General features: G+C 73.5%; 12 protein-coding genes. 3 read left to right on the top strand and 9 right to left on the bottom strand.

The window, feature by feature from the left end; translation table 11 throughout:
- Positions 1–78: 78 nt before the first annotated feature.
- The 9 genes from rseP to rpsB all read right to left on the bottom strand — a co-directional run bounded on the left by rseP (position 79) and on the right by rpsB (position 8601).
- Positions 79–1440, bottom strand: coding sequence for an RIP metalloprotease RseP (gene rseP, locus ML340_RS04155; protein WP_240096954.1), 1362 nt, complete (start codon positions 1438–1440; stop codon positions 79–81).
- Positions 1437–2621: a 1-deoxy-D-xylulose-5-phosphate reductoisomerase gene (gene dxr / locus ML340_RS04150; protein ID WP_240096952.1), complete on the bottom strand. Its 1185-nt coding sequence runs from the start codon at positions 2619–2621 to the stop codon at positions 1437–1439. Before dxr ends, rseP begins: the two co-directional genes overlap by 4 nt.
- Positions 2622–2624: 3 nt before the next feature.
- Entirely contained in the window at positions 2625–3476 is an 852-nt protein-coding gene (locus ML340_RS04145; protein ID WP_240096950.1) for a phosphatidate cytidylyltransferase, read from the bottom strand.
- Positions 3473–4222, bottom strand: coding sequence for a polyprenyl diphosphate synthase (uppS, locus tag ML340_RS04140; RefSeq protein ID WP_240096949.1), 750 nt, complete (start codon positions 4220–4222; stop codon positions 3473–3475). The genes ML340_RS04145 and uppS overlap by 4 nt, the downstream gene beginning before the upstream one ends.
- A gap of 93 nt (positions 4223–4315) precedes the next feature.
- Positions 4316–4873 carry a ribosome recycling factor gene (gene frr, locus ML340_RS04135; RefSeq protein WP_240097210.1) on the bottom strand — a complete coding sequence of 186 codons (558 nt, stop codon included), beginning with the start codon at positions 4871–4873 and terminating at the stop codon, positions 4316–4318.
- Between the two features lie 55 nt (positions 4874–4928).
- Complete coding sequence (locus ML340_RS04130; RefSeq protein ID WP_240096947.1) at positions 4929–5891, bottom strand: cation diffusion facilitator family transporter; 963 nt, start codon at positions 5889–5891, stop codon at positions 4929–4931.
- 67 nt (positions 5892–5958) lie between these two features.
- Positions 5959–6678: a UMP kinase gene (gene pyrH, locus ML340_RS04125; RefSeq protein WP_240096945.1), complete on the bottom strand. Its 720-nt coding sequence runs from the start codon at positions 6676–6678 to the stop codon at positions 5959–5961.
- 133 nt (positions 6679–6811) lie between these two features.
- Positions 6812–7690, bottom strand: a complete 879-nt coding sequence (gene tsf, locus ML340_RS04120) for a translation elongation factor Ts (protein WP_240096943.1) — start codon at positions 7688–7690, stop codon at positions 6812–6814.
- Positions 7691–7815: 125 nt separating this feature from the next.
- On the bottom strand, positions 7816–8601 hold the full coding sequence (gene rpsB / locus ML340_RS04115; RefSeq protein WP_240096941.1) for a 30S ribosomal protein S2: 786 nt from the start codon (positions 8599–8601) through the stop codon (positions 7816–7818).
- 238 nt (positions 8602–8839) lie between these two features.
- Here rpsB and map point away from each other — a divergent pair, with 238 nt between their 5' ends.
- The 3 genes from map to dapD are packed head-to-tail and all read left to right on the top strand — an operon-like array spanning position 8840 to position 13181.
- Positions 8840–9616: a type I methionyl aminopeptidase gene (map, locus tag ML340_RS04110; protein ID WP_240096939.1), complete on the top strand. Its 777-nt coding sequence runs from the start codon at positions 8840–8842 to the stop codon at positions 9614–9616.
- Between the two features lie 2 nt (positions 9617–9618).
- The gene (gene glnD, locus ML340_RS04105) at positions 9619–12252 is read left to right on the top strand and encodes a [protein-PII] uridylyltransferase (RefSeq protein ID WP_240096937.1); all 2634 of its coding nucleotides are present in this window, start codon (positions 9619–9621) and stop codon (positions 12250–12252) included.
- Complete coding sequence (gene dapD / locus ML340_RS04100; RefSeq protein WP_240097209.1) at positions 12192–13181, top strand: 2,3,4,5-tetrahydropyridine-2,6-dicarboxylate N-succinyltransferase; 990 nt, start codon at positions 12192–12194, stop codon at positions 13179–13181. Before glnD ends, dapD begins: the two co-directional genes overlap by 61 nt.
- Position 13182: the final 1 nt, after the last annotated feature.

The raw sequence follows: 13182 nt of genomic DNA, 5'->3' as shown, positions 1-13182 counted from the left end.
GGGGGGCCCGCGCGGCGGGCCGGGCAAGCACGGTGGATTGGCCGGACGCCGGCACGCCGGCGCGGGGTGGACGGCGCGTCACGACACCAGCCGCAGGATGTCGTTGTAGAAGGCCAGCCCCATCAGGCCGGCCAGCAGGGCCAGGCCGATGTACTGGCCCGCGGCCACCACGCGGTCGCCCAGCGGGCGGCCGATGACCAGTTCGATAAGGTAATACAGCAGGTGACCCCCGTCCAAGACGGGGATCGGCAGCAGGTTGAGGATGGCCAGGCTGATCGAGAGCAGGGCCAGGAAGTTCAGGAACCAGGCCGGGCCGAGGCTGGCATAGCCGTTGGCGACCTGGGCGATGGTGATCGGCCCGGACACCGTGTTCTGCACCGAGACCGCGCCGCTGAAGGCGCGCCCGAGCATGCCCAGCAGCTGGCGCACCTGGTAGCCGGTCTCGCGCACCGCCGCCGGCACCGCCGCCAGCGGCCCCAGCCGCAGCACCGCGTCGGTGGCCGGGCGCGGCGGCGGCGCGTTGGCGATGCCGAGCCGCCAGTGCACCTGGCCGTCGCGGCCGACCTCGCGTGCCGGGGTCAGCTCCAGCGCCAGCCGCTCGCCGTCGCGGAGCACTTCGACCATGCCCGGGCCGCCGCGCTGCCCCAGGCGCGCCAGCAGCGGGGCGATGTCCTCGAAGCTGGTGACCGGGTGGCCGTCGATCGCGGTGATGGTGTCGCCCTCGGCCAGTACGCCCCAGGCGGGGCTGCCTTCGACCACTTTGCCGACCACCGCCGGCACCAGCAGGTGGCGGGGGGTCAGCCCGATCGCGGCGAGGGTGCGGGTCTCGTCGATCCGCGCCGGCAGTTGCTGCAGCGGCAGGGTGCGCCGCAGCGGGGTGCTGCGGCCGGGCCGGGCCACTTCCAGCGTGACCGGCGCGCGATCGAGCGCGGCCACCGCCAGCGCCAGTTCGGCCTCGCTCCAGGTCGGGGTGGCGCGGGTGCCGACCGCCAGCAGGCGGTCGCCGGGCTGCAGCCCGGCCGCCGCCGCCAGGCCCTGGGCCTGGCCGACGATGGGCGCATGGTCGGGGCGGCCGATCACCAGCATCGCCCACAGCAGCGCCACCGCCAGCACCAGGTTGGCCAGCGGGCCGGCGGCCACGATCGCCATCCGCTGCCACACCGGCTTGTTGTTGAAGGCCAGCGGGCGCTGCTCCGGCGGCACCTCCGCCTCGCGCTCGTCGAGCATCTTCACGTAGCCGCCGAGCGGGATCGCGGCGATCACGTACTCGGTGCCGTCGCGCCCGCGCCGCGTCCACAGCGGGCGGCCGAACCCGATCGAGAAGCGCAGCACCTTGACCCCGCAGCGGCGCGCGACCCAGTAATGGCCGAACTCGTGGAAGGTGACCAGCACCCCGAGCGCGACCAGCATCCACCACACCGAACCGAGCACCCCGCTCATGCGCTGCCTCCGGCGGACAGGGCGGCGATGCGCGCGCGCGCGTGCGCACGGGCGCGCGCGTCGGCCTCCAGCAGCGACTCCAGCGAGCCGGCGGCATGCGATGGCATGTGGTCGAGGGCGTGGCGGACGATGTCGGGGATGGACAGGAAACCGATCCGGCCCTGAAGAAAGGCTGAAACCGCCTCCTCGTTGGCGGCATTGAGCACCGCGGGCGCGGCGCCGCCCGCGCGCAGCGCGGCATAGGCCAGCGCCAGGCAGGGGAAGGCTTCGGTGTCCGGGGGTTCGAAGTCGAGCCGGCCGCCCTGCGCCAGCAGGTCCAGCAGCGGCACCCCGGAGGCCAGCCGGCGCGGCCAGCCGAGCCCGACCGCCAGCGCAGTGCGCATGTCCGGCCGCCCGAGCTGGGCCAGGCAGCTGCCGTCCACGTAGTCCACCAGCGCGTGCACCAGCGACTGCGGGTGCACCAGCACCGCGATCCGCTCCGGGGGCAGGCCGAACAGGTGGTGCGCCTCGATCACCTCCAGCCCCTTGTTCATCAGGGTGGCCGAATCGACCGAGATCTTCGGGCCCATCGCCCAGGTCGGGTGCGCCACCGCCTGCGCCGGGGTGACGCTGGCCAGCGCCGCGCGCGACCAGCCGCGGAACGGGCCGCCGGAGGCGGTCAGGGTGATGCGCGCGACCGCGGCCGCCTCGCCGGCCCCGGCCAGGCACTGGAACACCGCGTTGTGCTCGCTGTCGATCGGCACCAGGGTGGCCTCGCCCGCGCGCGCGGCCTGCATCAGCAGCTCGCCGGCCAGCACCAGCGATTCCTTGTTGGCCAGCAGCACGCGCTTGCCGGCGCGCACCGCAGCCAGGGTGGAGGGCAGCCCGGCGGCGCCGACGATCGCTGCGACCACGGTGTCGCAGGCCTCCCCGGCGGCCAGCGCGGCCAGCGCGGCATCGCCGGCATGCGCCTCGGTGGCGAGCCCGGCGGCGCGCAGGCCGTCGCGCAGCGCCGGGTAGGCCGCAGGATCTGCGATCACGGCGTGCTCCGGCCGGTGTCGGCGGCACAGCGCCAGCAGCGCCTCCACCTGGCGTCCGGCGGCCAGCACGCTGGCGCGCATCGCCTGCGGGTGGCGTGCGATCACGTCCAGCGCGGAGGTGCCGATCGAACCGGTGGCCCCGAACACGGCGACGCGCTGCATGGCTCAGAACCCCAGCCAGGCCTTGCCGAGGGCGAACACCGGCAGCGCCGCCAGCACGCTGTCGAGACGGTCGAGCAGGCCGCCGTGCCCCGGGATCAGGTCGCCGGCGTCCTTCACCCCGGCCTGGCGCTTGAGCAGACTCTCGAACAGGTCACCGAGCACCGCCGCGAGCGCGGTCGCCAGCGCCACCAGCGCCACCGCCGGCAACTGCGTGGCGCTCGCCCCGGCCAGCGGGGCGCCGGCGAGCGCCACCAGCAGCACCAGCAGCAGGCCGCCGGCCAGCCCCTCCAGGGTCTTGTTCGGGCTGATGCGCGGCGCCAGCCGGCGCCCGCCGAACCAGCGCCCGCCGAAGCGACGGCCGGCGAAATAGGCGCCGGTGTCGGCCGCCCACACCAGGCACAGCGCCAGCAGCAGCCAGCGGTGGCCGTTCGGGGGGGTGGCGTGGATCAGCGCGAGCGCGCACCAGGCCGGGATCACCGCCAGGCTGCCGGCGGCCAGCTTGGCCATCCGCGCCGGTCCGTCGTGGGCGGCGGCGAAGCCGGGATGGCGCAGCCACAGCAGGGCCAGCAGCCACCAGCCGACCCCGATCACTACCGCCAGCTGCAGCAGGGCCAGGCTGCCGCCGTCGCGGGTGCGCGAGCCCCAGGCCAGGGCCGCCATCAGCGCGACGTTGCAGGCCAGCAGGGCGGTGCGGGCGAGGGTGTCGCTGATTTCGGCCAGACGCAGCCACTCCCACAGCGCGATCAGGAACACCGCCGCCGCCAGCGCCGCCAGCAGCGGGGTCGGTGCCAGCAGCACCGCCAGGATCACTGCGGGCGCCATCACCAGCGCTGCCAGCAGGCGGGTGCGGGTCATGCCGCGTGCTCCGTGCCGCCCTGCGCCAGTTGCTCGCTGGTCAGGCCGTAGCGGCGTTCACGCCCGGCATAGTCGGCCAGCGCCTGTTCCAGCAGCGCGGCGTCCACGTCCGGCCACAGCACCGGGGTGAACCACAGCTCGGTGTAGGCCAGCTGCCACAGCAGGAAATTGCTGATGCGCAGCTCGCCGCCGGTGCGGATGAACAGGTCCGGTGGCGGCAGGTCGGCCAGCGCCACCTGCGTCCCGAGCAGGTGCTCGTCGATCTGCTCCGGGCGCAGCCGGCCGGCGGCCACCTGTTCGGCCAGCGCGCGCGCGGCGCGCGCGATGTCCTGGCGGCCGCCATAGCCGGCGGCGACGGTGAGCTGCAGGCGGGCGTTGCCGGCGGTCAGGGCCTCCGCGGCGGCCATGCGCGCGCGGATCGCCGGCTCGAAGCGCGCGCGCTCGCCGATGAAGCGCAGCCGCACCCCGCGCGCATGCAGGTCGTCCACCTCGCGCTCGAGCACGCCGAGGAACAGTTTCATCAGCCCGCGTACTTCCTCCGGCGGGCGCTGCCAGTTCTCGCTGGAGAACGCGAACAGGGTCAGCGCCGGGATGCCGCGCTGCAGGCACAGCTCGATGCAGGCGCGCACCGCACGCGCGCCGGCACGGTGCCCGACCAGGCGCGGGCGCCGGCGCAGGCGCGCCCAGCGCCCGTTGCCGTCCATGATGATGGCGATGTGCCGCGGCAGCGGCGCGGCGGCGCTCATGCGCGCGGCGGCCGGCCGGGGGTGGGCCGGGGCGCGCGGCGCGGCGGTGGGCGGCGGCGGGCGGCAGGCATGGGCGGGCGCCGGCGCGGCGGTTCAGACCGCCATCAGCTCGGCTTCCTTGGCCTTGACCACCTCGTCCACGTCCTTGATGGCGGCGTCGGTCAGCTTCTGGATGTCCTGCTCGCAGCGCGCCGCCTCGTCCTCGGTGATCTGCTTGTCCTTCAGCAGTTCCTTGACGTGGTGGTTGGCGTCGCGGCGGATGTTGCGGATCGCCACCTTGGCGTCCTCGCCCTCGTGGTGCACCACCTTGGCCAGCTCGCGCCGGCGCTCCTCGGTCAGCGGCGGCAGGTTCAGGCGGATCACGGTGCCGGCGGTGTTCGGGGTGAGGCCGAGGTCGGAGGCGAGGATCGCCTTCTCGATCGCGCCGACCATCTGCTTCTCCCACGGGGTGATGGTGATCGAGCGGGCGTCGGCCACCGACACGCTGGCGACCTGCGACAGCGGCATGTCCGCGCCGTAGTAGTTGACCTTGATGGTATCGACCAGGCCGGTGCTGGCGCGGCCGGTGCGGACCTTGACCAGGTTGTGGCGCAGCGCCTCGACGCTCTTGGCCATCCGCGCCTGCGCGTCCTTCTTGATCTCGTTCAGCATCGACGGGCTCCGGGAATGGGGCAACCCCGGGATTATATGCGAGCCGGGCCGCGCCTCAGTGCCGGTGCTGGCCTCCCGCGTGGGGATGCGGGTGGGCGTGCGCATGGGCATGGTCGTGCGCGCGCCCGTGCGGGGCGCGCTGGATGCAGTCGTGGGCACAGTCGCCGCCGCGCTCGATCTGGATGGTCGGGTGATTGATGCCGAAGCGTGCGTCCAGTTCCTCGGCCAGGCGGTCGAGAAAGGCGTCGTGGTCGCCGGCGTCCTCGCGCACCAAGTGCGCGGTCAGCGCGATCTCGCCGGTGCCCAGCGACCAGATGTGCAGGTGGTGGGCCTGGCGCACGCCCGGCTGCGCCAGCAGCCAGCGTTCGACCTCGCCGCGGTCGAGGTGGCGCGGCACCGCGTCCATCGCGGCCGCGAAGGCGTCGCGCAGCAGGCCGAACGATCCGGCCGCGACCACCAGCGCGACCAGCAGCGCGGTCGCCGGATCCAGCCATTCCCAGCCCAGCCAGTGGATGCCGGCGCCGGCCAGCACCGCCGCCAGCGACACCGCGGCGTCGGCCACCAGGTGCAGGAACGCGGCGCGCCGGTTGAGGTCGTGGGCGTGGCCGTCGCGCACCAGCCAGGCGGCGCCGAGATTGACCGCGATCCCGATCGCGGCCACCACCATCACCGTGGCGCCGGGCACCTGCGGCGGCGCGGCGAAGCGGCGCAGCGCCTCCCACCCGAGGGCGCCGGAGAAGCCGACCAGCACCACCGCATTGGCGAGCGGGGCGAGCAGGGTCGCGCGCCGCCAGCCGTAGGTGTGGCGGGCGGTCGGCGCGCGCTGGGCGAGCGCCGCGGCGGCCCAGGCCAGACCGAGGCCGAGCACATCGCCGGCGTTGTGCAGCGCGTCCGACAGCAGCGCCAGCGACCCGGTGGCGAAGCCGTAGCCGGCCTCGACCGCGGTGTAGGCGAGGTTGAGCAGGGTGACCCAGGCGAAGGCGCGGGTCGCGTCGTGGGCGTGGTGGTGGCCGTGCATGCGCGCAGCCTGCCATGCGCCGCGCGCGGACACTATTACGGCGGCGGGCGTCGTGGCGGCGGGGCGCTCAGCCGGCGTGGACCAGGGTGCCGACCGGCTCGCCGCGCAGGATCCGCAGCAGCACCCCGGGCTGGGCCATGTCGAAGATCCGCAGCGGCAGCCCGGCGTCGCGGCAGAGCGCGAACGCGGCGGTGTCCATCACCTGCAGGTCGCGCGCGATCACCTCGTCGTAGCGCAGCGCGTCGAAGCGGACGGCGTCTGCATGCTTCTTGGGGTCCTTGTCGTACACCCCGTCCACCTTGGTCGCCTTCAGCAGCAGGTCGGCGCCGATCTCGATCGCGCGCAGCGCGGCGCCGGAGTCGGTGGTGAAGAACGGGTTGCCGGTGCCGGCCGCGAAGATGGTGATCCGGCCCTTCTCGAGGTGGCGCACGGCGCGGCGGCGGATGTAGTCCTCGCACACGTCGTTGATCTTGATCGCGCTCATCACCCGGCACTTGGCGCCGAGCTTCTCCAGCGCGTCCTGCATCGCCAGCGCATTGATCACGGTGGCCAGCATGCCCATCTGGTCGCCGGTGACGCGGTCCATGCCGGCGGCCGCCAGCCCGGCGCCGCGGAAGATGTTGCCGCCGCCGATCACCAGCGCGATCTCGGCGCCGGCCTCGCGCGCCTCGATCACCTCGCGCGCGAGGCGATCAAGCACCTTGGGATCGATGCCGTAGTCCTCCTCCCCCATCAGCGCCTCGCCGGACAGTTTGAGCAGGACGCGGCGGTAGGCGAGGGCGGACATGGCGGGCTCCGGCTGGCAAACGGCGAAATTCTAGCGGAAGCCCGCCGGCGCGGCAGTCGCGGCGCTGCGGCGGAACGGAAAAACCCGCCTCGCGGCGGGTTTTCCCGGGTGTCTTGCGCTATCGCCCGAAGGGTCAGACCTGCATGGCCTTGGCCACTTCCGCGGCGTAGTCCTCGACCGGCTTTTCGATGCCCTCGCCGACCACCAGACGGGTGAAGCCGAGCACGTCGGCGCCGGCGGCCTTGGCCGCCTGCTCCACGGTCTGGTCGGTGTTGAGCACGTACGGCTGGCCGTACAGGCTGACCTCGTTGACGATCTTGGCCAGCTTGCCGCTGATGATCTTCTCCAGGATCTCGGCCGGCTTGGCGCGGTCCTTCTCGCTCATCTTCGCCAGCTCGATCTCCTTCTCCTTGGCGATGAACTCGGCCGGCACGTCCGCCTGCTTGTTGTAGGGCGGGTTCATGGCGGCCACGTGCATGGCCACCCCGCGCGCGAAGTCGGCGTCGCCGCCGGCGACCTCGACCAGCACGCCGATCTTGCCGCCGTGCACGTAGGCGGCCACGTTGTGGGCGCTGTCGATGCGGACCAGGCGGCGCACCTGGATGTTCTCGCCGAGCTTGGCGACCGCGGCCGCGCGGCCTTCCTCGACGCTCTCGCCGCTGGCCAGCGTGGCGGCCTTCAGGGCCTCGACGTCGCCCGCGCCGGAGCTGAGCGCGGCCTGCGCCACCGCGTCGGCGAAGGCCTTGAAGTTGGCATCGTTGGCGACGAAGTCGGTCTCGGAGTTGACCTCGACCAGCACCGCCTTGCCGCCGTCCTGGGCCAGCGCGATGCGGCCCTCGGCGGCGACGCGGCTGGCCTTCTTGTCGGCCTTGGCCAGGCCCTGCTTGCGCAGCCATTCGGCGGCGGCGTCGATGTCGCCGTCGTTCTGGGTGAGCGCCTTCTTGCATTCCATCATGCCGGCGCCGGTGCGCTCGCGCAGTTCCTTGACCAGGGAAGCGGTGATCTCTGCCATGGGTGACCTCGGGGTGTGGTGGGCCGACGTGGCGGCGCCGAGCGGCGCCCGGCAGCGCCGGCCTGGGGGTGGATGGCGCGGCCGCGCAGGATCGCGCGGCCGCGTGACCGCGGCATGAAGCCGCGTCAGTCGGCCTTGCGGGCGCGGCGCGCGGGCTTCTTGTCCTCGCCCTCGGCGGCCTCGGCCACGGCGACGAACTCGTCCTCGCGCACCACCGCGGCGGACGGCGCCGCGGCCTTGCCCTCCAGCACCGCGTCGGCGGCGGCGCGGGCGTACAGCTGCACCGCGCGGATGGCGTCGTCATTGCCCGGGATGGCGTAGTCCACCAGCGCCGGGTCGTAGTTGGTGTCGACCACCGCCACCACCGGGATGCCCAGCTTCTTGGCTTCCTTGACCGCGATGTCCTCGTGGCCGATGTCGATCACGAACAGCGCGTCGGGCAGGCGCTGCATGTCCTTGATGCCGCCGAGGCTGGCCTCGAGCTTCTCGCGCTCGCGGCGCAGCGCCATCACCTCGTGCTTGACCAGCTTCTGGAAGGTGCCGTCGGTCTCGGCGGCCTCCAGCTCCTTCAGGCGCGCGACCGACTTCTTCACGGTGGCGAAGTTGGTCAGGGTGCCGCCCAGCCAGCGCTGGGTCATGTACGGCATGCCGCAGCGCTCGGCCTCTTCCTTGATCGCGTCGCGCGCGCTGCGCTTGGTGCCGACGAACAGCACGATGCCGCGCTTCTGGGCCACGCCGCTGATGAAGTTCATCGCGTCGTTGAACAGCGGGACGGTCTTCTCGAGGTTGATGATGTGGATCTTGCCGCGCGCGCCGAAGATGTACGGGGCCATCTTCGGGTTCCAGTAGCGGGTCTGGTGGCCGAAGTGGACGCCGGCTTCCAGCATCTGGCGCATGGTGATCTGGGGCATTGCATGTCTCCGGAAGGGGAACCGGCCGCCGGGCATGGGCGGTGCGTCCGCGCGGGCGGGCGCAGGTTCCGGGGTTGGGCCTCCCCACCGTCACTGCTGCCGAACCTGCTTGCGCAGGCACCCCGGAGCAGGGGTTGCCGGTGGGTGTGGATTCGCCGGTGCGCCCGGCGTGGCGGCTAAAAAGCTTGTGAAGTATAGCCGCGGCCCCGGGCGCGGGCAAATGCGCGATAATCGGCGCATGAACATCCACCTGAAGACCCCGGCCGAGATCGAGAAGATGCGCGAAGCCGGCCGCCTGGCCGCCGAGGTGCTGCAGGTGGTCGCGCCGTACGTGAAGCCGGGGGTCACCACCGAGGAGCTGGACCGCATCTGCCACGACCACATCGTGAACGTGCAGGGCGCGATCCCGGCCAATGTCGGCTACCGCGGCTACCCCAAGACCGTGTGCACCTCGGTCAACAACGTGATCTGCCACGGCATCCCCAGCCCGAGCAAGGTGCTGCGCGAGGGCGACATCCTCAACATCGACGTGACCGTGATCAAGGACGGCTGGCACGGCGACACCAGCCGCATGTACTTCGTCGGCACGCCTTCGGTGATGGCGCGGCGGCTGGTCGAGGTCACTCGCGAGGCGATGTTCCGCGGCATCCGCGCGGTGCGTCCCGGCGCGACCCTGGGCGATGTCGGCCACGCCATCCAGAGCTACGCCGAATCGCAGCGCTTCAGCGTGGTGCGCGAGTACTGCGGGCACGGCATCGGCAAGGTCTACCACGACGACCCGCAGGTGCTGCACTACGGCCGCCCGGGCGAGGGCCTGGTGCTGCAGGAGGGCATGACCTTCACCATCGAGCCGATGATCAACGAGGGCAGCCGGCACACCCGCCTGCTGCCGGACGGCTGGACGGTGGTCACCAAGGACCGCAAGCTGTCGGCGCAGTGGGAGCACACCGTGGCGGTCACCCGCGACGGGGTGGAGATCCTGACCCGCCTGCCCGGCGACGACAACGAGTTGTGAGCATGCAGGCGGACGCCGTCCCCGCCGCGGCCGCCGCCCTTCCCGCCGGGACCGACGGCGATGCCGCGTGGGCGGCGCAGGCGCGCGAGACCCTGGCCCAGGCCGACGCGCGGCTGGCGCGCCGGTTCGACGCCGGCGAGCCGGTGGAGCGCCTGGTCGCGCTGCGCGCACGCACGGTGGATGCAATCGTCGCCGGTGCCTGGCGGCGCTGCCTGCCGGACGGCGAGGCCGGACTGGCGCTGTTCGCGGTCGGCGGCTACGGCCGCGGCGAGTTGTACCCGCAATCCGACGTCGACCTGCTGGTGCTGGCCGAAGCGCCGGCGCAGCGGGCGCAGGCCGGGGCGCTGGCGCGCCTGCACGCGCTGCTGTGGGATGCCGGGCTGGCCGCCAGCCAGGCGCTGCGCTCGGCGCAGGAATGCACCGCCGCGGCCGCCGACCAGACCGTGCTGACCGCGCTGCTGGAGGCGCGCCCGCTGCAGGCGGACGCCGCCGCAGTCGCGGCCCTGCAGGCGGCGATCGCGCCGGAGCGGGTGTGGCCGGCGCGCGACTTCTTCCTCGCCAAGCGCGAGGAGCAGCGCCTGCGCCACGCGCGCTTCGGCGACACCTCCGACAACCTCGAGCCCAACCTGAAGGACGGCCCGGGTGGGCTGCGCGACCTGCACACCCTGGGCTGGCTGGCGCTGCGCAGTTTCGGCGTGCGCGAGCTGGGGCCGCTGGTCGCACTCGGCCACCTCGGGGCGGACGAGGCGCAGGCGCTGGAGCGCGAGCGCCAGCTGCTGATGCGGCTGCGCTTCGGCCTGCACCTGGTGGCCGGGCGCCGCGAGGAGCGCCTGCGCTTCGACCACCAGAAGGCGCTGGCCGCGCGCCTGGGCTACCGCGACGACGCCGATGCGCTGGGCGTGGAGCAGATGATGCAGGCGTTCTACTGCAGCGCCGCGGTGGTGCGCCGGATCGACGAGCGCCTGCTGCAGCGGTTCGAGGAGCATTTCGAGGGCAGCACGGCGCCGGAGCCGATCGACGCCGACTTCGAGCGCCGGCGCGGTTACCTCGCGGTGCGCCGGCCGGACTGGCTGGCCGCGGACCCGGCACACGTGTTTGCCCTGTTCGCGGCGTGGGCGGCCGATCCCGGCCTGCGCGGCCTGCACACCCAGACTGCACGCGCGCTGGCGCAGCTGCTGCCGGAGATCCCGGCTTACGAGGCCGCGCCGGCGGCGCTGCGCGCGCGCTTCATGGACCTGCTGCGCGGGCCGCAGCCGGTGCGCACGCTGGAGCGGATGGCGCGCCTGGGCGTGCTCGGGCGCTGGATCCCGGCGTTCGCGCGGGTCAGCGGGCGCATGCAGTTCGACCTGTTCCACGTCTACACCGTGGACCAGCACACCCTGATGGTGCTGCGCAACCTGGAGGGCTTCGCCGGCGGCCAGCCGGATCCGCGCTTCTCGATCGCGCACGACGTGTGGCCGCGGCTGCGCAAGCCGGAGCTGCTGCTGCTGGCGGGGCTGTTCCACGACATCGCCAAGGGCCGCGGCGGCGACCATTCCGAGCTGGGCGCGGTGGACGCGCGCGCGTTCTGCGCCGCGCACGGGCTGTCCCCGGCCGACACCGCGCTGGTGGCCTGGCTGGTGCAGAAGCACCTGCTGATGTCGATGACCGCGCAGAAGCAGGACATCGCCGACCCCGACGTGATCCACCGCTTCGCCGCCCAGGTCGGCGACCGCGAGCGGCTGGACCTGCTCTACCTGCTGACCTGCGCCGACATCGCCGGCACCTCGCCCAAGCTGTGGAACGCGTGGAAGGACCGCCTGCTGGCGGACCTGTACAACGCGACCCGGCAAGCGCTGCGGCGCGGGCTGGAGCACCCGGTGGCCGCCGCGGAGCGCGCCGCCGAGGTGCGCGCCGCCGCCCGCGCCGCGCTGGCCGCGGCCGGAGTGGGGGAGGACGAGCAGCGCCGGCTGCTGGCGCTGTTGCCGGCGCAGGTGTTCATGCGCAGCCGCGCCGAGGCGGTGGCCTGGCAGGCGCTGCAACTGCGCGGGGCCGCCCCTGGCGAACTGCGGGTCGCCGCGCGCGCGCTCGCCGCGCAGTCCGGCGCGCTGGAGGTGTTCGTGCGCGCCCCCGACCGCGACGGCCTGTTCGCCGCGATCGTGGCCACCCTCGACCGCCTGGGCCTGGCGATCCAGCGCGCGCGCCTGTTGGATGCGCCGGGCGGGACCGTGGTCGACAGCTTCGAGCTGGTGCCGGCCGACGGCCAGCGCGGGCAGGACCCGGAGGCGGTGGCGCAGCGCCTGCGCGAGGTGCTCGCCGGCGCCGACCTCGACCGCGTGCGCCCGGCGCGGCGCGCCCCGCCGCGCCACCTCAAGCACTTCCGGATCGCGCCGCGGATCGAATTCGGCGATGCCGAGCAGGGCCGCACCCAGCTGTCGCTGGTGTGCACCGACCGCCCGGGCCTGCTGGCCGACATCAGCCGGGTGCTGCGCGAGGCCGGCCTGCGCGTGCACGATGCGCGCATCGCCACCTTCGGCGAGCGCGCCGAGGACCTGTTCCAGATCAGCGACCAGCACGACGCGCCGCTGCGCGACGAATCGCGCCGGCAGGCCCTGCGCCGGGCCCTGCTGGCCGTCATCGACGGAGACCCCACGTGAGAACCCGCAAGGACAAGGACCAGACCCCCACTGCCGACGCCCACGACACCGCCACGCGCCCCGCCGGAGGCCGCCGCGGCGGCGCCCGCGCCAGCGAGGCGGAGGCGCTGCGCGCGCTGATCGACAGCGCCTGGGAGCGGCGCGCCATGCTGACCCCGGAGGAGATCGAGCACGCCACCCGCCCGGCGGTGGAGCGCGTGATCGCCGGCCTCGAGCAAGGCCGCTGGCGGGTCGCCGAGCCGGACGGCGACGGCGGCTGGCGCGTCAACGAATGGCTGAAGAAGGCGGTGCTGCTGTACTTCCGCACCCAGGAGATGGAGCTGATCGAGGCCGAGCCGGCGCCATTCTGGGACAAGGTGCCGGCGCGCTTCGCGGGTTTCGACGAGGCCGACTTCCGCAAGCTCGGCGCGCGCGTGGTGCCGGGCGCGGTGGTGCGCGCCGGCAGCCACATCGGCAAGGACGTGGTGCTGATGCCCAGCTTCGTCAACATCGGCGCCTACGTCGGCGAGGGCACCATGGTCGACACCTGGGCCACGGTCGGCAGCTGCGCGCAGATCGGCAAGGGCTGCCACCTGTCCGGCGGGGTCGGCATCGGCGGCGTGCTGGAGCCGCTGCAGGCCAGCCCGACCATCATCGAGGACCACTGCTTCATCGGCGCGCGCTCGGAGATCGTGGAGGGCGTGGTAGTCGGCCACCACAGCGTGATCGGGATGGGCGTGTTCCTCGGCCAGAGCACGCGCATCTACAACCGCATGACCGGCGAGATCGGCTACGGGCGGGTGCCGCCCTACAGCGTGGTGGTGTCCGGTTCGCTGCCGGCGGCCGACGGCAGCCATTCCCTGTACTGCGCGGTGATCGTCAAGCAGGTCGACGCGCGCACCCGCAGCAAGACCTCGATCAACGAGCTGCTGCGCGGGCTGGCCCAGTGAG

The organism is Thermomonas flagellata (assembly GCF_022419185.1).
Lineage (GTDB): Bacteria > Pseudomonadota > Gammaproteobacteria > Xanthomonadales > Xanthomonadaceae > Thermomonas > Thermomonas flagellata.
This window is presented reverse-complemented; position numbering and strand designations above follow the sequence as displayed.